This is a genomic window from Rhodopila sp. (genome assembly GCF_965277825.1).
Taxonomy (GTDB): Bacteria; Pseudomonadota; Alphaproteobacteria; order Acetobacterales; family Acetobacteraceae; genus Rhodopila.
In genome coordinates this window covers 4,155,519-4,177,817 of record NZ_OZ255846.1, presented here as the reverse complement: position 1 = coordinate 4,177,817, position 22,299 = coordinate 4,155,519, and the positions used below count along the sequence as shown (strand labels likewise).

The 22,299-nt window shown below is 64.9% G+C and carries 18 protein-coding genes; 14 read left to right on the top strand and 4 right to left on the bottom strand.

The window, feature by feature from the left end; genetic code table 11:
- Positions 1–52: 52 nt before the first annotated feature.
- Both ACQY4T_RS20325 and ACQY4T_RS20320 read right to left on the bottom strand, forming a co-directional pair.
- Complete coding sequence (locus ACQY4T_RS20325; RefSeq protein ID WP_428543007.1) at positions 53–472, bottom strand: secondary thiamine-phosphate synthase enzyme YjbQ; 420 nt, start codon at positions 470–472, stop codon at positions 53–55.
- A gap of 14 nt (positions 473–486) precedes the next feature.
- Complete coding sequence (locus tag ACQY4T_RS20320; RefSeq protein ID WP_428534412.1) at positions 487–3,402, bottom strand: FAD-binding and (Fe-S)-binding domain-containing protein; 2,916 nt, start codon at positions 3,400–3,402, stop codon at positions 487–489.
- A 122-nt stretch (positions 3,403–3,524) separates the two neighbouring features.
- Here ACQY4T_RS20320 and ACQY4T_RS20315 point away from each other — a divergent pair, with 122 nt between their 5' ends.
- Positions 3,525–4,724 (top strand): pyridoxal-phosphate-dependent aminotransferase family protein, encoded by a 1,200-nt coding sequence (locus ACQY4T_RS20315; RefSeq protein WP_428534410.1) that lies wholly within the window; start codon positions 3,525–3,527, stop codon positions 4,722–4,724.
- Positions 4,725–4,776: 52 nt separating this feature from the next.
- Here the strand turns inward: ACQY4T_RS20315 and cofH are convergent, their stop codons facing one another.
- Both cofH and ACQY4T_RS20305 read right to left on the bottom strand, forming a co-directional pair.
- Positions 4,777–7,125 (bottom strand): 5-amino-6-(D-ribitylamino)uracil--L-tyrosine 4-hydroxyphenyl transferase CofH, encoded by a 2,349-nt coding sequence (cofH, locus tag ACQY4T_RS20310; protein ID WP_428534408.1) that lies wholly within the window; start codon positions 7,123–7,125, stop codon positions 4,777–4,779.
- Positions 7,122–8,078 carry a TIGR03619 family F420-dependent LLM class oxidoreductase gene (locus ACQY4T_RS20305; RefSeq protein WP_428534406.1) on the bottom strand — a complete coding sequence of 319 codons (957 nt, stop codon included), beginning with the start codon at positions 8,076–8,078 and terminating at the stop codon, positions 7,122–7,124. The genes cofH and ACQY4T_RS20305 overlap by 4 nt, the downstream gene beginning before the upstream one ends.
- Before the next feature lie 82 nt (positions 8,079–8,160).
- Between ACQY4T_RS20305 and ACQY4T_RS20300 the strand changes: the two genes are divergently transcribed.
- The 13 genes from ACQY4T_RS20300 (at position 8,161) to ACQY4T_RS20240 (ending at position 22,196) form a co-directional block, all read left to right on the top strand.
- On the top strand, positions 8,161–9,114 hold the full coding sequence (locus tag ACQY4T_RS20300) for a TIGR03619 family F420-dependent LLM class oxidoreductase (RefSeq protein WP_428534404.1): 954 nt from the start codon (positions 8,161–8,163) through the stop codon (positions 9,112–9,114).
- A 2-nt stretch (positions 9,115–9,116) separates the two neighbouring features.
- On the top strand, positions 9,117–10,151 hold the full coding sequence (locus ACQY4T_RS20295; protein WP_428534402.1) for an LLM class F420-dependent oxidoreductase: 1,035 nt from the start codon (positions 9,117–9,119) through the stop codon (positions 10,149–10,151).
- Positions 10,152–10,153: 2 nt separating this feature from the next.
- Positions 10,154–10,576 (top strand): MAPEG family protein, encoded by a 423-nt coding sequence (locus ACQY4T_RS20290; protein WP_428534400.1) that lies wholly within the window; start codon positions 10,154–10,156, stop codon positions 10,574–10,576.
- 161 nt (positions 10,577–10,737) lie between these two features.
- Positions 10,738–12,396: an isocitrate lyase gene (locus tag ACQY4T_RS20285; protein WP_428534398.1), complete on the top strand. Its 1,659-nt coding sequence runs from the start codon at positions 10,738–10,740 to the stop codon at positions 12,394–12,396.
- A gap of 134 nt (positions 12,397–12,530) precedes the next feature.
- Positions 12,531–14,639, top strand: coding sequence for a 3-hydroxyacyl-CoA dehydrogenase NAD-binding domain-containing protein (locus ACQY4T_RS20280; protein ID WP_428534396.1), 2,109 nt, complete (start codon positions 12,531–12,533; stop codon positions 14,637–14,639).
- A gap of 124 nt (positions 14,640–14,763) precedes the next feature.
- Complete coding sequence (locus ACQY4T_RS20275) at positions 14,764–16,371, top strand: ABC transporter substrate-binding protein (RefSeq protein WP_428534394.1); 1,608 nt, start codon at positions 14,764–14,766, stop codon at positions 16,369–16,371.
- Positions 16,372–16,381: 10 nt separating this feature from the next.
- Positions 16,382–17,332: an ABC transporter permease gene (locus ACQY4T_RS20270; RefSeq protein ID WP_428534392.1), complete on the top strand. Its 951-nt coding sequence runs from the start codon at positions 16,382–16,384 to the stop codon at positions 17,330–17,332.
- Positions 17,322–18,179 carry an ABC transporter permease gene (locus ACQY4T_RS20265; RefSeq protein WP_428534390.1) on the top strand — a complete coding sequence of 286 codons (858 nt, stop codon included), beginning with the start codon at positions 17,322–17,324 and terminating at the stop codon, positions 18,177–18,179. The genes ACQY4T_RS20270 and ACQY4T_RS20265 overlap by 11 nt, the downstream gene beginning before the upstream one ends.
- Before the next feature lie 13 nt (positions 18,180–18,192).
- Positions 18,193–19,164 (top strand): ABC transporter ATP-binding protein, encoded by a 972-nt coding sequence (locus ACQY4T_RS20260; protein ID WP_428534388.1) that lies wholly within the window; start codon positions 18,193–18,195, stop codon positions 19,162–19,164.
- Positions 19,164–20,144 (top strand): ABC transporter ATP-binding protein, encoded by a 981-nt coding sequence (locus ACQY4T_RS20255; RefSeq protein WP_428534386.1) that lies wholly within the window; start codon positions 19,164–19,166, stop codon positions 20,142–20,144. The genes ACQY4T_RS20260 and ACQY4T_RS20255 overlap by 1 nt, the downstream gene beginning before the upstream one ends.
- Positions 20,145–20,195: 51 nt before the next feature.
- Positions 20,196–20,363, top strand: a complete 168-nt coding sequence (locus tag ACQY4T_RS20250; RefSeq protein WP_428534384.1) for a hypothetical protein — start codon at positions 20,196–20,198, stop codon at positions 20,361–20,363.
- A gap of 54 nt (positions 20,364–20,417) precedes the next feature.
- Positions 20,418–21,038, top strand: coding sequence for an NIPSNAP family protein (locus ACQY4T_RS20245; protein WP_428534382.1), 621 nt, complete (start codon positions 20,418–20,420; stop codon positions 21,036–21,038).
- A gap of 15 nt (positions 21,039–21,053) precedes the next feature.
- Positions 21,054–22,196, top strand: coding sequence for an LLM class flavin-dependent oxidoreductase (locus ACQY4T_RS20240; protein ID WP_428534380.1), 1,143 nt, complete (start codon positions 21,054–21,056; stop codon positions 22,194–22,196).
- Positions 22,197–22,299 lie beyond the last annotated feature (103 nt).

Sequence of the window (22,299 nt, the reverse complement as noted above, 5' to 3'; positions counted from 1 at the left end):
CGCGACGCTTCGCTGCCATGCACGCAATGCGTTTGCCCATACATGAAAGCCATCACGCCGCACCGATGATATGCAGATCCAGGCGGCGCTCCTGGTGCTGAGTGCGGTGCTCGAACAGATAGACCGCCTGCCAGGTGCCCAACGTCGGCGCTCCTTGGCGGACCGGAATCGATAGCGAGGTCTGCGTCAGCGCGGCCTTGATATGAGCGGGCATATCGTCCGGACCCTCGGCGTCATGGCGATACCGACCTGCTTCCGGCACCACGCGACGGAAAAACTCCAGCAGATCGGCCTGCACGTCCGGATCCGCGTTCTCCTGCACGATCAATGACGCGGACGTATGACGACACCACACGGTGAGCAGGCCGATGTCGATCCCCTGTTGCCCGACCCAGTCGCGGATCGGCCGCGTAACATAGTAAAGCGCCGCGCCGGTGGTGCCGATGCGAAGCGTGTGGATCGCCTGTTTCATGCCGTCGCTCACCGCTAACCGGCCTCCAGCGCCCGCTCCATCAGCCGCACCGAGTGAATCGCCTCGCGCCCCGCCAGATCCCGGATCTGATGTCGGCATGACGTCCCATCAGCCACGATATAATGATGCGCCGCCGCCGCGCGCACCGCCGGCAGCAGGTCAGCCTCGGCCATTGCCCGAGACGCCGCCTGGGTCTCCGCCTGATAGCCGAACGCCCCGGCCATGCCGCAGCAGGAGGAAGTAATCGGCAAGGCGGACAGCTTCGGGATCAGCCGCAGCATCGCCAGTGCGTCGGGAAACGCGCCGAACGCCTTCTGGTGGCAATGTCCATGCACCCGCACCGTCCCGGGCATCGCTCGCAACGACAGCGCCGGTTTCTGTCGCGCGATGAACTCGCTCAGCAGCATGGCGCGCTGGGCGAACCGATCCGTCTCCGACCCCGGCAGCAGGGAGCGGTATTCATCCCGCAGCGTCATCAGACACGACGGCTCCAGGCCAACGATCGGCAGATCATGCGGCAGATAGCGCATCGTCCTGGCGGCTTCCTCGCGCGCCTTGTCCACCAGGCCGACCGCCAGCCAGGTCCGTCCGCAGCATAACGGTCGACCGCCGGTGTTGGGCATGACCGCCCGATACCCGGCGGCGGCCAGCAGCTTCAACGCTGCCCGCAGGTTCTCCGGCTCGAAATACCGGTTGAAGGTATCGGCCAGCAGATAGACCTCGCCGCGAGGCGACGCCGCGGTGGCGGTGGCTGCCTCCTTGTCCAGGAACTTGTCCGCCCGCCATTTGGGCAGCCGCCGAGCCGCCGACAGCCCCAAAACCCGTTCGGTCAGCCAGCGCAACGGCGGCAGGTGATTGCGCAGATTGGCCGCCATCGGCACCCGAGAAACAAGCGGTGCATACCGCGGCAGTTCGGCGATCAGCGTCTCCCGCCACCTCACCCCGTGCCGTTCCGCTCGCGCCGCCGACACCTCGAGCTTCATCTTCGCCATATCGACCCCGGTCGGGCATTCTCGCTTGCAGGCCTTGCACGACACGCACAGCGCCATCGCCTCGGCCATCGCATCCGAGGCCATCGCATCGGCGCCAAGCTGCCCGGTCAGCGCCAGCCGCAGCGTGTTGGCGCGGCCCCGCGTCAGATGCACCTCGTCCCGCGTCACCCGATAGCTGGGGCACATCACCCCGGCGTCGAAACCGCGGCAGGTGCCGTTGTTGTTGCACATCTCGACCGCGCCCAGCATGCCGCCGAGCGCGCCCGGATGTTCCGACCAGTCCAGCTTCGGGGTGAAGTCGCTGACCGCGCCGTAGCCCGGGCTGTAGCGGAACAGCGTGCGGTCATCCATGCGCGCCGGCTGGGTGATGCGGTTCGGGTTCATCAGCCCGATCGGATCGAATGCCTGCTTGACCGCCTCGAATGCACGCACTATGCGCGAACCGAACATCGGCTCGTGGAACTCGCTGCGCGCCAGGCCGTCACCGTGCTCGCCGCTGTGCGAACCCTTGTATTCCCGCACCAGCGCGAACGCTTCCTCAGCCACCGAACGCATCCGCGCCACGTCGTTCGGGTCCTTCATGTTCAGCACCGGGCGCACATGCAGGCAACCGACCGAGGCGTGCGCATACCACGTGCCCTTGGTGCCATGGCGCTCGAACACGTCGTTCAGCCGTTCGGTGTAGTCGGCGAGGTCGTCCAGATCGACCGCGCAGTCCTCGATGAACGACACCGGCTTGGCGTCGCCCTTCATCGACATCATGATGTTGAGCCCGGCCTCGCGCACCGCCGCGATATCGGCCTGCAACGCCGGATCGACGGCGCGTACCACCCCGGGATGACCCAGTTCGCCCATCAACGCCTCAAGCTCGGCCAGCTTGGCCAATAGCGGCGCGTCCGCGTCGCCATGGAACTCGACGATCAACAGGCTGTCGGGCTCGCCCAGCAGCATCCGGTCGATGGTCGCACGATAGATCGGAATGCCGCGGCCCAGATCGATCATCGTGCGATCGACCAGCTCGACCGCCTCGGGCTGCAGCGCCACGATGTGCCGCGATGCCTCCATCGCCTTGCGGAAGGTCGGAAACTGGCAGATCCCCAGCACCTTGCGCGGCTTGATCGGGTACAAGCATAGCTCGATCGCGGCCGAGAATGCCAGCGTGCCCTCCGACCCGACCAGCAGCCTGGCCAGGTTGTCGCGACCCGACCCCCGAGCCGCCGGCGTCAGTGCATCGATGTTGTAGCCGCCGACGCGGCGCAACTGACGCGGAAACCGCGCCGCGATCTCGTCCGCCTCGGAGGCGCCCAGCACCTGCAGCCGCTGGATCAGGTCGGCCACCGTCGCCGGCATGCGGTCCCCGAGGTTATCGCCGATGACCCCGAAACGGTGCTGCGTGCCATCCGACAGCACGGCCTCGATCGAGCGCACATTGTCCGCCATCAGCCCATAGCGGATGGACTTCGACCCGCACGAGTTGTTGGCCGCCATGCCGCCGATGGTGCACCGCGCGTGGGTCGAGGGGTCGACTGGGAAGAACAGGTTCTGGGCGCTCAAGGCGTTGTTGAGGTGCCCCAGCACCAACCCCGGCTCGACCACGGCGGTGCGCGCCTCGGCATCGACATGCAGCACCCGCCGCAGATGCTTCGAGCAATCGATCACCAGCGCCCGATTGACGGTCTGGCCGCATTGGCTGGTGCCGCCGCCGCGCGGCAGCACCGCGACGCCCTCGTCGCGCGCGATCGCCATCGCCGCGACCACATCGTCGATCGTCTCCGGCACGATCACGCCGACCGGATCGACCTGGTAGATCGATGCATCGGTACTGTAGCGGCCGCGGCTGGCGCGGTCGAACAGCACCTCGCCCTTGATGTTGCGGGCCAGCCGCATCGCAAAGGCAGCATTGTCGGGCATCACCGACTCGGCAGGGTTGGCACTCATGCGAGGCCGTTCGAACCATGGGGCGGGGCACCATCCATCGGGGTCATGCTAATCCTACCCACAGCATTGGCAAAGCCGGTGAACCCCCGCAAGCTGGCGATGCTTTCACAGGAGCACAGACGATGTCCGGCTCGCGCCACCACTCGCCCGCAACCGGGCACGTTCCAGGCCGTCACTTTCTGCAGATCCCTGGCCCGACCAACGTGCCGGACCGCGTGCTACGTGCCATCGACCGCCCGACCATGGATCACCGCGGTCCCGAGTTCGGCACGTTCGGTCTCGAACTGCTGGACAACCTGCGGGCGATCTTCCAGACCGCCGGGCCGGTGATCGTCTACCCCGCCTCCGGCACCGGTGCCTGGGAGGCGGCGCTGACCAATACCCTGTCGCCCGGCGACACCGTGCTGATGTGCCGCACCGGCTGGTTCGCTCATCTGTGGAAGGAAATGGCCGAACGCCTGCAGCTCGATCCAATGTTCCTCGACACCGACTGGCGCCGCGGCGCCGACGTCGCCGCGCTGGCGGATGCCCTGAAGGCGGACACCGCGCACCGCATCAAAGCGGTCTGCGTCGTTCACAACGAGACCTCCACCGGCTGCACCTCGCGCATCGATGAGGTCAGGGCCGCGATCGATGCCGCCGCCCATCCGGCGCTGCTGCTGGTGGATACGATTTCATCGCTGGCCTCGATCGACTACCGCCATGACGAGTGGGGCGTCGATGTCACCGTGGCCGGGTCGCAGAAGGGCCTGATGCTGCCGCCGGGCCTATCATTCAACGCGATCAGCGCCAAGGCGTTGGCTGCCGCCGAAACGGCCAGGCTGCCGCGCAGCTACTGGGATTGGCGCCCGATGCTGGAAGCCAACAAGACCGGGTATTTCCCGTACACTCCAGGAACGAACTTGCTGTATGGCCTGAACGAGGCCATCGACATGCTGCTCGACGAGGGTTTGGCCAACGTCTTTGCTCGTCACGACCGCCACGCCGAGGCCACGCGCAGAGCGGTGCGCGCCTGGGGGCTGGAAATCCAGTGCGCCGACCCGAGGCACTATTCGTCCTCGCTCACCGCCGTGCGCATGCCCGAAGGCCACAGCGCCGACGCCCTGCGGGCCACCATCCTGTCCCGCTACAACATGAGCCTCGGCAACGGGCTGGGCATCCTCAAGGACCAGGTGTTCCGCATCGGCCATCTCGGCGATTTCGGCGACCTGCAGCTAGTCGGCACCCTGGGTGGGGTCGAGATGGGCTTGCGCGCCGCTGGCGTTCCGCACCGGCCCGGTGGCGTGCAGGCCGCGATCGACTATCTATCTGGAAACGCCTGAGCGTTTTGGCCGCGACCTGTTGTCGGCCCGACCGTGCCATCACACAGCAGGCCTATTCCGCCATCACCTTGCGCGGCGGCGTCTGCACGATCGGCGCGAGCTCCGCGGCGCTGAAGGAAACCACGCGCCGCTCGTTGCCGACCGGGCGATACAGCGTGTCGCGCTGCAGCGGGTTGCGAACCAGCGAGCCGATCAACTGCTCCATCGCCTCGGGCGGAAATTCCTGACCATGCTGAGTCCCGGCGGCGCGTGAGATACTCTCGTTCATCAGTGTGCCGCCCATGTCGTTGGCACCGGCGTTCAGGCACATCGCCGCGCCCTCGGGACCCATCTTCACCCAGGACGTCTGGATGTTGGTGATCAGCGGATGCAGCGCCAGTCGGGCGACAGCGTGCATCAGGATCGCCTCTCGCAGCGTCGGCCCCTTGCGGGCCATGCCGCGCAGATACATCGGCGCTTCCATATGCACGAACGGCAGCGGCACGAATTCGGTGAAGCCGCCGGTTTCTGCCTGCAGATCGCGCAGCACGAGCAAATGCCGAGCCCAATTGAGGGGTTTTTCAAGATGTCCATACATGATGGTGGACGTCGTGCGCAGGCCTAAAGCGTGCGCTGCGCGGGCAACATCTACCCATTGCTGCGTATTGATCTTGTCCGGGCAGATGATGGCGCGGATTTCGTTGTCGAGGATTTCGGCCGCGGTGCCGGGCAGGGTGCCCAACCCGGCGTCTTTCAGCCGCGCCAGGAAGTCGGTCAGCGACAGCCCGAGTGTCGCCGCGCCCTGAGTGACCTCCAGCGGAGAGAAGGCATGGATGTGCATCCCCGGGATCGCGGCCTTGATGGCCTTGCAGATGGCGATGTAGGTCTCACCGGTATAGTCGGGATGGATGCCGCCCTGAAGGCAGACCTCGGTCGCGCCGCGGTCCCAGGCCTCTTGTGACCGGCGAACGATTTCGCTCATTTCCAGGTCATACGGCGTGCCGCGCAATGCCTCGTGCGTCTTGCCCTTGGAGAACGCACAAAACTTGCAACGATAATAGCAGATATTAGTGTAATTGATATTTCGGTTGACGACGTAACGAACAGTGTCCCCGCTCACCGCCTTGCGGAGTTCGTCTGCTACCGTAATGACGCGCTCGTAGTCCACGTCGCGCGCCCCGAACAGCCGAACGATCTCGGCCTCCCGCAGCCGTTCTCCACCGCTTGCCCGTTCGACGATCCGTTCCAGTTCAGGATCGACCTTGCTCAGCATGACAACGCCCGGCCGCGGCGCGAACGTCAGCCCTGGGGCCCACTCGTCATCCCGCGCCCAACCCTCCGCATCCGCCATCTGCATCACCCTGGTCGCCACCTTCGGGTGCAGCCAGCGCCCGGTATCGGCCGCCCACGCCGGATAGACCGGCAGACGAGGCACCAGGATCTTGTCCATCTCCGCCGTGCGCAGTCCCAACGCTTCCAGATGAGGCCACGGTGCTTCCGGATTGACATGATCGGGCGTCACCGGCGACACGCCACCCCAATCGTCGATCCCGGCGCCGATCAGTTGCTGATACACCCCAGGCGACAGGTTCGGCGGTGCCTGGACATGCACATCCGCCGGCAGGATCAGCCGTGCCGCGGCAATGGTCCAAAGCAGATCCGCCAGGTCCGGTTCGTCCGCGTTCGCCAGCTTGGTGTCCGGCTTGGCTCGGAAGTTCTGCACGATCACTTCCTGGATGTGGCCGTATCGCGCATGCAAATCGCGGATCGCCACCAATGCATCGACCCGTTCCGCCCGCGATTCGCCGATGCCGATCAGGATGCCGGTGGTGAATGGCACCGCCAATTCACCGGCCAGTCGCAGCGTCTCCAGCCGCACCGCCGGAACCTTGTCGGGCGACCCGTAATGCACGCCGCCCGGCTGGCAAAGCCGCTCGCTGGTCGATTCCAGCATGATCCCCTGGCTGGCGGAAACCTCGCGCAGGCCGGCGATTTCCTCAGCCGACATGACGCCGGGATTGACGTGCGGCAGCAGGCTGGTTTCCTTCAGCACCAGCGCGCACATCGCGCGCAAATAGCTGATCGTGGTCTGGTGCCCGAGTGAGGCCAGTTCATCGCCGGCCGCCCGATAGCGCAGTTCCGGTTTGTCACCCAGGGTGAACAGCGCCTCGGTGCAGCCGGCGGCTTCGCCCGCCTTGGCGATCGCCAGCACCTCATCGGCCGTTAGATAGGCGGCGTGACCCCGCTTCGGGCGTTGCGCGAACGTGCAGTAGTGGCAAACGTCGCGACACAGCTTGGTCAGCGGAATGAACACCTTACGCGAATAAGAGACGTTGCGGCCGAAAGCCGCGTCGCGCGCCGCCGCGGCGCGTGCCATCAGGTCGGCCAGGGGCGCGGTTTCGAGCCAGGTCAGGTCGGTCATGCTGATTTCCGTACTACGTCCTCGGCAAAGCGCTGCTGGACGTCCAGTGTTGCCTGCAGGGTGGGCTGCTGGGCATAGATGATCAAGTGCTTGACGCCGACCGCGGCGAACGCGGCGGCATCCTGGCGCATATCGTCGGCGCTGCCGGTGAACATCTGCCGCCGGCCATCGGCGCCAGTCTTGGCGGTCCAATGCGGCGGCATGAACCAGACATAGGCGATGTCGATCGAGGCCGGGTCACGTCCGGCTTTCTCCGCCGCCCGATGCAGGCGATCGATGCCAGCCCTCAGCAGCTCAGGCGTGTTCATCAGGATTTGCGCATTGTTAGACACCGGATACCACCCGTCGCCGACCTGCGCCGCTCGCCGCAGGGCAGGGGCGCTCTCGCCGCCGACCCAGATCGGCGGATGCGGTTGTGATGTCGGCCGCGGGCGGAACACCACATTTTCAAACCGCACGTGCTTGACATCCATCGCCGGCCGCTCCTCGGTCCACAGCGATTTCCAGGCGCGGATGTATTCGTCGGTCACGGCGCCGCGATGTTCGAACGCGGGGGCTTCGAGCGCGGCGAATTCCTCTTTCATCCAGCCGGATCCGATCCCGGCGATGACCCGCCCGCCGGACAGCACATCGGCCGTGCTCAGCAACTTCGCGGTCAGCACCGCCGGGCGGTACGGCACCACCAGCACCGAGGTCAACAGCCTGATCCGCTGGGTGAAGCCGGCCAGGAAGGTCAACGTCGCGATGGCGTCGAAGCATTCTCCGGTTGGCGCGCCGGGCCAGATGCCGTCAGCCGTATAGGGATAGCGCACGTCGGTGTGGACCGGCACGATCAGGTGGTCGGCCACGCCGATGATGGCGTAGCCAGCCGCCTCGGCGCCCGAGGCCATCGCCATGATGTTGTCGCGTGTGGTCAGACATCCGCGCGTGCCGATGTGGATTCCAAAATCCATGGTTGGGACGGCTCCCCGTTGCCTGTTGCCGCCGGATCGTGTGCTATCGGCGCCGATATCGCAATCCAGGCAGGAGGAACCAATGCAGATCGGATGCAGCGCCCCGACCAGCGGTCCGTTGATCGAACCCGACAGCCTGCTTCGCATCGCCACCGAGGCCGAGGCCCTGGGCTTCGACTACGTCACCGTCAGCGATCACGTGATGATCCCGACCAGCATCGCCTCGCGCTACCCATACTCCGATTCCGGCGAATTCCCGTCCGGCGCCGCCGCCCCGAGGCTGGAACAGTTGACCGCCGCCGCGTTCATCGCCGCGGCGACCAGGAAACTGCGCATCGTGACCTCGGTGATGGTCGTTCCACATCGCCCCGCCGTGCTGACCGCGAAGATCCTGGCGAGCATCGATTTCCTGTCCAAGGGCCGCCTGACCCTGGGCATCGGCGCCGGCTGGTGCGAGGAGGAGTTCATCGCCATCGGCGCGCCGCCGTTCGCCGAACGCGGCGCGGTGACCGACGAATTCATGGCCGCCTGCATGGAACTCTGGACCGCCGACGAACCGAAATTTACCGGCAAATACGTCCAGTTCAAGGACGTGCTGTTTCCGCCCAAGCCGCCACAGGGGAAAATCCCGATCTGGGTCGGCGGCGAAAGTGGCCCGGCGCTGCGCCGCACCGCGAAGTATGGCGACGCCTGGTACCCGATCGGCACCAATCCGCAGTTCCCGATGGACACGCTGACCCGCTTCAAGGCCGGCGTCGCCAAGCTGCGCGGACTGACCGAAAAGGCCGGCCGCGACCCGGCGGCGGTGACGCTTGCCTATCGGGTGTCCTCCAACCCCGAGGCGCAGCCGAAAGGCAGCGTCGACGGCGAGCGCAAATTGTTCACCGGCGGCGCGGCGGATTACGCCGGCGACATCAAGGCACTGCGCGATGTCGGCGTCACCGCTTTCGATTTCGGCCTATTCGGCACCGACGCCGAGGCGACGGTCGGCAATCTGCGTCGCTTCCGCGACGACGTCGTGATGAAGGTGCGTTAGTCATGCAGCTTGGTCTCACCGTCGGGATGGCCGGCCCGCACCCAAAACTCGACATGGAGATGATCCTGGAGGCCGAGCGGCTTGGTTTCACCCAGGTCTGGACCGGCGAGGCGTATAGTACGGATGCGGTGTCTCCGGCGGCCTGGATCTTGGCGCGGACCAGCAAGATCAAGGCCGGCACCGGGATCATGCAGATGCCCGCGCGCACCCCGGCCTGCGCCGCGATGACCGTGCTGTCGCTGCAGGCGTTGTCCGGCAACCGGTTCATCTGCGGCATCGGGCCGTCCGGGCCGCAGGTGATCGAGGGCTGGCACGGCGTGCCGTTCGGCAAGCCGATGCAGCGCACCAAGGAATACATCGCCATCATCAAGCAGATACTGGCGCGCGAAAAACCGCTGGAGTTCCGCGGCGAGCAGTATTCCATCCCCTATGACGGCCCCGGCGCCTCCGGCCTCGGCCGCCCGTTGCGCAGCATCGCGCATGGCGATCCTGACGTGCCGTTCTATACCGCCTCGATCACCCCGGCCGGCCTGCGCATGGCCGGCGAAGTCGCCGACGGCAACCTGCCGATCTTCTTTTCCCCCGACGCCCCGGACGTGGTCACTGGCCCGACGCTGGAAGGGCGCCGCAAAGTCGGCAAGACCATGCAAGGCTTTGACACCGCCCCGTTCGTCCGCGCCAAGCTGGGACCGGACGTCGCCGCCTGCCGCGATGCCATCCGTCCCGAACTCGCGCTGTATATCGGCGGCATGGGCGCCCGATCAAAAAATTTCTACAACGACATGATCACCCAGATGGGCTTTCCGGGCGAGGCGAAAACCATCCAGAGTTTGTATCTCGACGGCAAGAAGAACGAGGCCGCCGCGGCGGTGCCTGACGCCCTGATCGACGCGATTTCGCTGTGCGGGCCGGCGGAGCGGATCAGGGATCGGCTGGCCGCGTGGAAGGACGTGGCGAAGGCCGGACACCTCGGCACCATGGTGCTGAAGGGTTCCAGCATCGACGTCCTGCGAGTGGTGGCCGAGGCGGTGCTGTAGCCATGGCGTTTCCTCTGGTCACGGCTACCTATGCCGCCATTCTGGGCCTGATCCTGGCGGCCCTGTCGGTGTGGGTGGTGGCCACTCGGCTGCGCACCGGCGTGCTGCATGGCGACGGCCGGCAAGACACGCTGGGCCGCAGAATGCGTGCCCATGCCAACTTCACCGAATACGTGCCGATGATCCTGATCCTCATCGCGCTGCTGGAGATGATGCGCAGCAACCTCTATCTGATCACGACGCTGCTGGTCATCCTGGTGATCGCCCGCCTGATGCATCCGTTCGGGATGCTGGCGCCGGTGAACTCGATGCAGCAGTATATCTTCCGTGGGCTGCCGGCGGTGGCAACGCTGGGGGTTCTGATCGTCGCGGCGGTCACGCTGCTGATGCGCTGCCTCAGCGTGCCCTATGGCCTCCACGGATAACTTCCGCCAGGCGTGTCCGCGCTTTTCAAGCTGTAAACTCTTTCTGTAATTTCTTGACAAATTTCGGCCCGGGACACCGGTTTGCGCAGTGACTTCGCAATTGCAGCATCATAGATGCGGCCAGCGCCCATAAGGCGGCTCAGTGCGAAGGAACATTTACCATGGATACGCTGAATTATTCTCCCGATGGTCTGGCTGGTGGCGCGTCCGCGCTGCGCGGCGGCCGTTCCCTCTATCAGAACCACACCGCTCGGGTGGCTGAATTGATCGAAGCCAAGAAGGGCACCTGGGACGGCATCAACGCCGAATCCGTCGCACGCATGCGGCTGCAGAACCGATTTCAGACCGGGCTGGATATCGCCCGCTATACTGCCGGAATCATGCGCCAGGACATGGCGGCCTATGATGCCGACCCGACCACCTACACCCAGTCGCTGGGCGCCTGGCACGGCTTTGTCGCCCAGCAGCAGATGATCGCGGTGAAGAAGCATTTCGGCACCACCAAGCGCCGCTACATCTATCTGTCAGGCTGGATGGTCGCCGCGCTGCGCTCCGAATTCGGTCCGCTGCCCGACCAGTCGATGCACGAGAAGACCTCGGTGCCGGCGCTGATCCAGGAGATCTACACCTTCCTGAAGCAGGCCGACGCCCGTGAACTCGGCAATCTGTTCCGCGAGATCGATGCCGCCCGCGCCGCCGGCGATCGCGCCAGGGAAACCGAGTTGCTGAACCGGGTGGAAAATTACGAAAGTCATGTCGTGCCGATCATCGCCGACATCGACGCCGGCTTCGGCAACGCCGAGGCGACCTACCTGCTGGCGAAGAAGATGATCGAGGCGGGCGCCTGCGCGCTGCAGATCGAGAACCAGGTGTCCGATGAAAAGCAGTGCGGCCACCAGGATGGCAAGGTCACCGTGCCGCACGAGGACTTCGTGGCGAAGATACGCGCCATTCGCTACGCCTTCCTGGAGCTCGGCGTGGATGACGGCGTCATCGTTACCCGCACCGACTCGCTGGGTGCCGGCCTGACCAAGCAGATCGCCGTCAGCCACGCGCCGGGCGATCTGGGCGACCAGTACAACGGCTTCCTGGACTGCGAGGAAATCACCGCCGACAACGCCCGCAACGGCGATGTCATCATCAACCGCGACGGCAAGCTGATGCGGCCGAAACGGCTGCCCAGCAACCTGTTCCAGTTCCGGCCGGGAACCGGGGCCGATCGCTGCGTGCTGGACGGTATCACCTCGCTGCGCAATGGCGCCGATCTGCTGTGGATCGAAACCGAGAAGCCGCATGTCGAGCAGATCGCCGGCATGATGGATCGCATCCGCGCGGAGTTCCCGACCGCCAAGTTGGCCTACAACAACTCGCCGTCGTTCAACTGGACGTTGAATTTCCGCCAGCAGGTGTTCGACGCGTGGGAGGCCAACGGCAAGGACGTTTCCGCCTACGACCGTCCGAAGCTCATGAGCGTGGATTACGACGCCACTCCGCTGGCCGCCGAAGCCGACGAAAGGATCCGCACCTTCCAGGCGGATGCGGCTAAGCGGTCGGGCATCTTCCATCACCTGATCACGCTGCCGACCTACCACACGGAAGCGCTGGCGGCGGATAATCTGTCGCGGGAGTATTTCGGCGACCAGGGCATGCTGGGCTACGTGCTCAACGTGCAGCGTCAGGAAATCCGCCAGGGCGTCGCCTGCGTGCGGCACCAGAACATGGCCGGCTCCGACATTGGCGACGACCACAAGGAATACTTCGCCGGCGAGGCCGCCTTGAAGGCCGGTGGTGCGCACAACACGATGAACCAGTTCGGCTAGGCGATCGTTCCAGTCGACGGAACAGCCGGGGCATGGCACCCCCGGCTGTCTTTCCAGCTCATCCAGAGGCCGAAACCTATACGCTGCGGCTAACCCCGCCTATCCTCGAGCGCGTCCGCGAGAGGAACCGATCCATGCCAGACTCCCCCGTCGTCCGTCTTGAAAAAGACGGCGAAATCGGCGTCATCATCGTCAACTACCCGCCTGTCAACGCACTCGGCCCCGGCGTGTCCGATGGCATCATCGAACACCTCAACACCGCCAACGCGGATCCTTCGGTGAAGGCCATGGTGCTGATCGGTGACGGCCGCAGCTTCATCGCGGGGGCCGACATCCGCGGCTTCGGCAGCGGCCGCAAGCGCCCTCCGATCGGCCAGCGGACCTACGACGTGCTCGACGCCAGCCCCAAACCCGTGATCGCCGCGATCCACGGCTTCGCCCTCGGCGGCGGGCTGGAAAATGCCATGGCCTGCCATTACCGCATCGCCGTTGCGTCCGCCAAGGTCGGGCTGCCGGAGGTGCTGATCGGCATCCTGCCGGGTGGCGGCGGCACCCAGCGCCTGCCGCGGCTGGTCGGGGCGCAAACCGCTCTCGAACTGATCACGTCCGGCCGCCACGTTCCCGCCCCCGAAGCCGCCGGGTTGGGTATCATCGACGAGATCGTCCCCGAAGGCGTCGGTCTGCGCGCCGCGGCGGTCGCCTTCGCCGGCAAGGTCGCCGATGCCCGCCCGCTGCCCAGGGTCCGCGACAAGACCGTCAGTGCCGACCCGGCCATCTTCGGCGCGATGCGCAAATCCATCGCCCGCAAGGCCCGCAACCAGAAGGCGCCCTACCACTGTATAGACGCGGTCGAGGCCGCCTGCACCCAGCCCTTCGACGACGGCATCCGGCGCGAGGCACAACTTTTTGCCGAACTGGAAACCTCCGAGGAGGCCAAGGCGCTGCGCTATGCATTCTTCGCCGAACGCGAGGTCGCCAAACTGCCCGACCTGCCCACTAGCATCGCCGCCCGCGACGTAACCAGCCCGGCGGTCATCGGCGCTGGCACCATGGGCGGCGGCATCGCCATGTCGTTCGCCGATTTCGGCTACGACGTGAAAATCATGGATGCCAACCGGGAAGCCCTGGATCGCGGCATGCAACGCATCCGCAGTAACTATGCGACCTCGGTCAAGCGCGGCAGCCTGGCGGAAGACGAAATGCAACGCCGCCTGGCGCGCATCCATCCGGTCGCCGGCTATCAGGATATCGGCGACTGCGACGTCGTGGTGGAAGCCGTCTTCGAGCGCATGGACGTCAAGAAACCGGTGTTTGCCAAGCTCGACGAAGTGATGCAGCCGGACGCGTTTCTGTTCTCGAACACCTCCGCGCTCGACATGGACGAATTGGCGTCGGTGACCAAACGGGCCGACCGCATCGCCGGCACGCATTTCTTCTCGCCCGCCAACGTGATGAAGCTGCTCGAGGTCGTGCGCCCGTCGAAAGCCTCGCCCGAAACGCTGATGACGGCGATGGCGCTGGGCCGCAAGATCGGCAAGATCTCGGCCATGGCCGGCAACACCGATGGTTTCGTCGCCAACCGCTCGCGCGCGCCGTTCAACAGCGAAATGGTCATCCTGCTGGAGGAAGGCTGCCTGCCGGAGCAGGTCGATCGGGTGATGGTCGATTTCGGCTACCCGATGGGGCCGTTCGCGGTCGGCGACCTGGCCGGGCTCGACATCGGCGCGGAAGGCCGGAAGCGCCGCGCGGCGGCCAATCCGAACTACCGGACGTTGCCGATCGCCGACAAGTTGGTGGACATGGGGCGCCATGGCCAGAAGACCGGCGCCGGCTGGTATCGTTACGAAACCGGCGATCGCACGCCGCATCCCGATCCCGAGGTCGCCGCGGTCATCAAGTCGGTGGCGGCCGAAATGGGGGTGCCGCAGAGGACCTTTACCGACAGCGAAATTCTGCAGCGCCTGCTGTTTTCTTCGGTCAACGAAGCCTGCCGCATCCTGGAGGAGGGCAAAGCATACCGAGCCAGCGACATCGACGTGATGTGGCTGCACGGGTTTGGATTTCCGCGTTACCGCGGCGGCTTGATGTATTGGGCCGACGGGATCGGGGTTCGAGAGGTGTACAACCAGATCGCTGCCTGGCACCAGCAATATGGGGAGCGTTGGGCGCCGTCGAAATTGCTGCGTGATCTCGCGCAAACCGACACGCCGTTGCGCGAAGCCAAGCCCGCTCCGTTCGCTTGAGATGGTCGGCGCAAGAACCCCCGAGCACGGTCTTGACGCCCCCTATCGTCAAGCCCAGGCTCCCAGCCAAGCAGCGTAAGCCTGCGACGGGACGGCGTCGTTTCAGTCTTCGGGGGACGATCGGATGAATCGCGGATTTCTCGCCCCGCTCGGCATCCTGGCCGCCGCCCTGTCGGTCACCGCCGCGCGAGCCGACCCCTTCAAATGCCCCCATGTCGGGGGCGACTTCGTGTTCGGCCAGGAAGCCAATATTAATACGCTCGACCAGATGACATCGGCGACGATCTCGACCCGTAACATCGCCATGAACATCTATGAATCGCTGATGACCCGGGACGAAAACAATCATCCGATCCTGGAACTTGCCGCCGCCATGACGGAGGCACCGGACCACCTGACCTACACCTTCAAGTTGCGGCAGGGTATTCACTTTCATAACGGCAAGCCGATGACCTCGGCCGACGTCGTCGCCTCGTTCGACAGGTATGCCAAGGTCGGCAACCAGCGCAGCACGCTCGACAACGTCGATCGCTGGGACGCACCGGATCCGGCGACCTTCGTGATCCATATGAAGAACATCCAGCCCACCTTCATCGAGGCACTGTCGTCGTTCAGCGTTCCCATCGTCATCATCCCGGCCGAGGACCGCGACGTGCCGGCCCAGCAACTGACCCACCCGATCGGCACCGGGCCTTATGAGCTGGTCCAATCCGTGCCTGGCAGCGCGGTCAAGCTGAAACGATTCGACGGCTACAAGCCCAACACCAGCTTCCAGCAGCGCACCGGCTTCGGCGGCTACAAGCAAGCTTGCTTCGATACGGTGACATTTCGTATCGTTGCCGAACCCGGTGCTAGGGTGGCTGGCCTGCGCACCGGCGAGCTGCAGGGTGTCGAGGACGTGCCGGCGAAATCCGTGGCCGACCTGAAGCAGGACAAGAACATCACCATCCTGCCGCTGAAGCACTGGTGGATCCAGATCGCCAACCCCAACACCTCCAACCCACCGACCGACAAATTGCTGGTGCGCAAGGCCATCCAGGCCGCGCTCGACATGGACGAGATCATGGATGCGGCGTCCGACGGCAACTATCAGTTGAACGTCGGATTCCAGTATCCGAATCAGCCTGACTACACCGATGCCGGCAAGGACACCTACAATCTGCATGATCCGAAATTGGCCAAGAAGTATCTCGCCGAGGCCGGCTACAAGGGCGAACCGGTGGTGCTGCTGACCAACAAGGACTACGCGCCGATGTACAACTCCGCGCTGGTGATGCAGCAGCAATTGCAGGCGGTCGGCATCAACGCGCAGATGAAGGTGGTGGACTGGCCGACCTCGGTGCAAATGGCGCTCAACACCACCAAAGGCTGGAACTTTCACTTCACCGGCTGGGGCACCCAGCCCGCGCTCGGTGCGCTGGCGACGATGCAGTTCCTGGTGCAGCCGAACGCCAGCTACAAGCCGATGGATGGCAAGGACGACCCCGATGTGCTGGCCGCCTGGAACGACATGAACAGACTGCCGACACAACAGGGTCGGCAACAGGCTTTCGCCCGCATGCAGAAGCTGGTGCTCGACCGGGTTTACGCGATCCCGTTCGGGTCCTTCACCAAGGTCCAGGCGGTCCGTTCCACCGTCGCCGGTTTCGTCCCGTTTCGCATCCCGCGCATGGCCAATGCCTGGTTTAGCCCCAACGCCTCAGGCGACTCCAACGTCGTGAACACGCATTGACCGGCGCCTGATGGGCGCCATTCTGGTTCACAGGCTGCTGGGTGCGCTGCCGATCCTGCTGATTGTCAGCTTGATCACGTTTGCCATGATCCACCTGATCCCGGGCGACCCGGCGATAGCGATTGCCGGCATGTCCGCCACCCCCGAACAGGTCGCCAATATCAGACGCGACCTTGGGCTCGATCAGCCGCTGCTATCGCAGCTCTGGGATTGGTATGCCAACCTGCTGCACGGCAATCTTGGCCGGTCACTGCTGCTGGGCCAGCCGGTCGTGCAGGCTACCATGCAGCGATTGCCGGTCACGCTGGCGCTGTCCGCCTATGCGCTGGTGCTGACGCTGTTTTTGGGTTTGATCAGCGGCATCGTGGCCGCGCTGCGGCAGAATACTTGGATCGATCAGGCCGCGATGGTGCTGGCGATGATCGGCATCTCGGTGCCCAGCTTCTACCTCGGCCTGTTGATGATTATCGTGTTCGCGGTCGATCTGCGCTGGCTGCCAACCGGAGGCTACGTCGCTCTGACCCAGGACCCGTTCGGCTGGCTGGCGACCTCGACCATGCCGGCGATCGCGTTGGCGTTGTTGCTCGCCGGACTGCTGGCGCGGATCACCCGATCGACCATGCTGGAGGTGCTGCGGCAGGACTACATCCGCACAGCCAGGGCAAAGGGGCTGCCTGATAGATTGGTGGTGATGAAACACGCGCTGGCGAATGCCTTGATCCCGATCATCACGGTTGTCGGGATCATCGTCAGCCTGCTGATCTCCGGTTCGGTGGTGGTGGAGACGCTGTTCTCGATCCCGGGTATCGGCCAGTTGCTGACCCAGGCGGTGCTGAACCGCGACTACCCGATGGTGCAGGGCGGCCTGCTGATCACCACCGCGCTGCTGGTTGGGGTCAACATCCTGGTCGACGTGTGTTATGCCCTGCTCGATCCACGGGTGCGCTATGATGGAGCCTGACCGAGCCGGGCCGTTTCGATCCATCGTGCGACGCCTGCTGCACCACAAGCTGTTCCTCTCGGGCGCGGTGCTGTTCGGCATCATCCTGCTGGCCGCGATCGCCGCCCCGGTGATCGCGCCGCTCGATCCCAACAAGTTGTCGATGCGCATGAAGTTCCATCCGCCGGGCGCCGAGTTCATTTTCGGCACCGATAATTTCGGCCGCTCGCTGTGGTCCCGCGTGGTGTGGGGCGCCGAGCTTTCGATGTTCATCGGCGGCGCGGTGGTGGCGATCAACGCGGTGGCGGGCACCGCCATCGGCGCGGCCGCCGGCTACTTCCGGCGCCTCGACAACGGACTGATGCGGATCAACGACGCGCTGATGGCATTTCCGGCCGTGCTCCTGGCGATCGGCGTCACCGCCGTGCTGGGACCGTCGGTCAACGACGTGATCATTGCCTTGGCAATTGTCTATACACCGCGCACCGCGCGCATCGTGCGATCCTCGGTCATCGTGCTGCGCGAGATGGAGTATGTGCAGGCGGCGCGGGCCGCCGGTGCCGGGCATTGGCGAATCCTGCGCGGGCACATCCTGCCCAACGCGATGGCGCCGTTGATCGTGCAGCTTTCGTTTCTGTTCGCCTACGCCGTATTGACCGAGGCCACGCTGTCGTTCCTGGGCGTCGGCGCGGTGCCACCAACGCCAACCTGGGGCAACATCATGGCCGAAGGCCGCCAATACATGACCGACGCACCCTGGATCATCACCATCCCCGGAGCCGCCCTCATGATTACCGTGCTCGGCCTGAACCTGCTGGGCGACGGGCTACGAGACGTGCTCGATCCCAGGCTGAGAATCCAGCAATGAATCGCGGCCAAGCATGACCCTGCTGGCGGTGCGCGACCTCACCACCTCGTTCCACACCGGCAGCGGCGAGCTGACCGCCATCGAGAACGTCTCCTTCAACCTTCAGAAGGGCGAAATCCTCGGCATCGTCGGCGAGTCCGGCAGCGGCAAGAGCGTCACCGCCCTCGCCATCATGGGCCTGCTGCCGCGCCCCGCCGCCCGCATCCGCGGCGGAAGCATTCAGTTCGAGAACCAGGATCTGCTGCAACTCTCCAACCGATCGATGCAGCGCCTGCGCGGCCCCGGAATCGCCATGGTGTTCCAGGAGCCGATGACCTCGCTGAACCCGGTCTTCACCATCGGCGAGCAAATCGTCGAAACCCTCCAGGCGCACGAAAACCTGTCGCGCCGGGACAGCTTCGCCCGCGCTGTCGGCATGCTGGAGAAAGTCGGCATTGCGTCCGCCGCCAGGCGCATGGCGGATTATCCGCACCAGCTCTCGGGCGGTCAGCGCCAGCGGGTGATGCTGGCGATCGCGCTGGTCTGCCGCCCGCGCCTGCTGATCGCCGACGAACCGACCACCGCGCTGGACGTGACCATACAGGCACAAATCCTCGAATTGCTGCTGGATCTGCGTGACGAGTTCGGCATGGCAATCATCATGATCACCCACAACATGGGGGTGATCGCCGAAACCGCCGACCGCGTGCTGGTGATGTATGCCGGGCGCGTCGTCGAGCAGGCCCCGGTCGGCCGGCTGTTCGATCATCCGTCGCATCCCTACACCAGCGGCCTGCTGTCCTGCGTGCCGACCTTAGATCAGGATCACGACCGGCTGATCGCCATTCCGGGCAATCTGCCGGAGCCGTCGAGGCGTCCCAGCGGATGCCGGTTTTCGGCTCGGTGCGTGCACGCCCTGCCGGCCTGCGGTGAAGCGATCCCGCCGTTGCGGACCGTGCAGCCGGACCACACCACGGCCTGCATCCGAGCCGGAGAGATCGCCTGATGGCCCTGGTGCAGGCGGTCGGATTGGTCAAACATTTCGAGGTCGAGACGGGTGGCTTGTTCCGCCGCTCCAGGACCGCGTTGCGGGCGGTGGACGGTGTCGACCTGACCATCCAGTCCGGCGAAACCCTGGGCCTGGTCGGCGAATCCGGCTGCGGCAAATCCACCCTGGGGCGCCTGCTGATCCGGTTGATGCCGGCGACCTCGGGCCAGGTGGTGTTCGACGGCATCGACATCATGACCCTCGGTCCCAAGCGGCTGCGGGCGGTTCGGCGCGGCATGCAGATCGTGTTCCAGGATCCGTTCGGATCGCTCAACCCGCGTATGTCGGTCGAACAGACGGTGATGGAGCCGTTGCTGATCCACGGCGCGCGCCGCGACGGCGCCACGCGTGAGGCCGTCGCGGCGATGCTCGACATGGTCGGTTTGGCCGCCGGCGCTCGGTATCGTTTCCCGCACGAATTTTCCGGCGGCCAAAGGCAGCGCATCGGCATCGCGCGCGCCTTGATCCTGCGCCCGAAACTGGTGATCTGCGATGAACCGGTCTCGGCGCTCGACGTTTCGGTGCAGGCGCAGATCGTCAACCTGCTGTCCGACCTGCAACGCGAACTCAAGCTGACGTATCTGTTCATCGCCCACGATCTCGGCGTGGTGAAACACATCTCGACGCGGGTTGCCGTCATGTATCTCGGCAAGGTGGTCGAGATCGCCGACAAGCGGTCGCTATACGCGCGTCCATCGCACCCCTACACCCAGGCGTTGCTGGCCTCGGTGCCGATCACCCACCCATCACAGCGCAGACGCGGCGCCGGCGCGCGGCCGCGCCTGACCGGCGACATTCCAACCGCCCTCGCACCGCCCTCGGGATGCCGGTTCCACACCCGCTGCCCGCACGTCATGCCGGTCTGCCGCAGTCAGGAACCGGCAATGCGGCCGGCCGGCCCAGATCACCATGCGGCCTGTCATCTGTTGGCGGCATAAACCATTCGGCGGCTGAGCCGTTATCGCTGCCGCCAACAGGAGCAAGCGGCCATGAAACAGCCCCACACCGAACATTCCGTCGAACATACCGAAACCCAGCAGAACACCGGCAACCACAAGAAGCCCGGCACCCCGGACCAGCAGGGCGCCGATCGCTTCGGCGGCACGCGGACCGGCAAGGAGAATATCGAAAAGACCGACGACAAGCCGTCCCAATGATGTGACAAAACCGCCCCATCCCGATATCGTTCGCCTCGGGATGGGAGAACGCCAATGATCATCGAAGTCCGGACCTATCAACTGAAGCCCGGATCGGTCGCCGAGGTCGAAAAGCGCTTCGGCGAGTGGCTGCCGCGCCGAGAAAAACTCTCCAGGCTGGCGGCGCTCTGGCACACCGAAGTCGGTCCGCTGAACGAGATCACCCATGTCTGGACCTACGACAGCTTCGAACAGCGCGGCGCGATCCGCGCCGAGGCGATAAAAACCGAAGTCTGGCCGCCGCCGATCCAGGAATTCGTCGTGACCATGCAGACCGAGGCGTTCATTCCGGCACCGTTCTCGCCGCCCCTGGAACCGCGCCAGGTCGGACCTTTGTTCGAAATCAGGTCGTACACCCTGGCCTCCGGCGCACTCCCCGGGATGATCGAACGCTGGGCCGCCAAAATCGATCAGCGGGTAAAGCTTTCGCCGCTGGTCGGGGCCTGGTACTCCGAATTCGGCGCGCTCAACAAATGGGTCCACATCTGGGCATACGCCGACGCCAACGAACGCCAGCGAATCCGAGCCGACGCCGTCGCCCGTGGTGTGTGGCCGCCCGGCGGCGCCGCGTCCGGTCTGGTGCTGAAGCAGGAAAACAAGCTGGTCATGCCGGCACCCTGTTCGCCGCTTCGATAGCGTTCGGAGGAGACCATGAAAGTCGGAACCGCTCTCAGCGTCCTCGCCCAACCCGGACGCCCGGACGCCGCCCTCTATGGCGAACACACGGCGCTCGGTGATCTCGCCGAACCGCTCGGTTTTGATTCGCTGTTTGCGCTGGAACATCACTTCACCGGCTACTCGATGTCTCCGGCGCCTCTGCAATTACTCAGCTATTACGCCGGCCGCACCAAACGCATCACCTTGGGAACCTGCGTCATCGTGCTGCCCTGGCACGACCCGATCCGCGTCGCCGAACAGATCGCGCTGCTGGACGTGATCAGCGGCGGCCGCACACTGATGGGATTTGGCCGTGGCGCCGCCAGCGCCGAATACGCCGGCTTCCGCATCCCGATGCAGGAAGCCAGGCCGCGCTTCGTCGAGGCGGCACAACTGATCATCAAGGCACTCAGCGAGGACGTCTTCGACTGGAAAGGCGAATTCTACAACATCCCCAGCGTATCCATCCGACCAAGACCCATTTCTCATCCGGAACGTCGTTTCTACGCCTCCTCCGTCAGCCCCGAATCCGCCGAGGTCATGGCCAAGCTCGGTTTTGGCCTGCTCATCGTGATGCAGAACGAATGGCCCAAGGCCGCCGAGGACGTCCACCGCTACCGCGAAATGGTCCAAAGCGTCGGTCACACCCCACGCCCGCCGATCATCCTGACCAACGTCGCCTGCGCGCCGACAAGGCAGCAAGCCCGCGACTGGGCCATGCGATATCTCAGCGAGAAATGGGATTCCATCGACAACCACTACCATTTCTCCGACGGTCACCTGGCGGCGGTGAAAGGCTACGAGTCCTATGGCAAACTCGCCAAGACCTACACCAAGATGAAGGATGAGAGCTTCCGCGCCAAGGCCACGGATTTCTACCTCAGCATCCAGATCGTCGGCACGCCGGATGACTGCATCCAGCAGATCGCGGAACTTCGTCGCCTGACCGGAATGGATCACCTGGTGACGGAGTTCTCCTTCGGCAGCATGCCCCACCATCTGGCCGAGCTGAACATGCGGCTGTTCGCCGAGGACGTGCTTCCGGTGCTACAGCGCGACGCTGCGTTCCAAGGCCATGTCGATCCGCAATCAACCCAAACGCCGGCCGGCGACAACCGCCTGTTCGCCCCCGCCTGAACTAGAGCGGTATCCGTTCACCTTGGTTCACGGACACCGCTCTAAACCCTGGTTTGAGAGCGAAATTCACGTCTCCGGCGGTTCCGCCTCCGACGATTTCGCT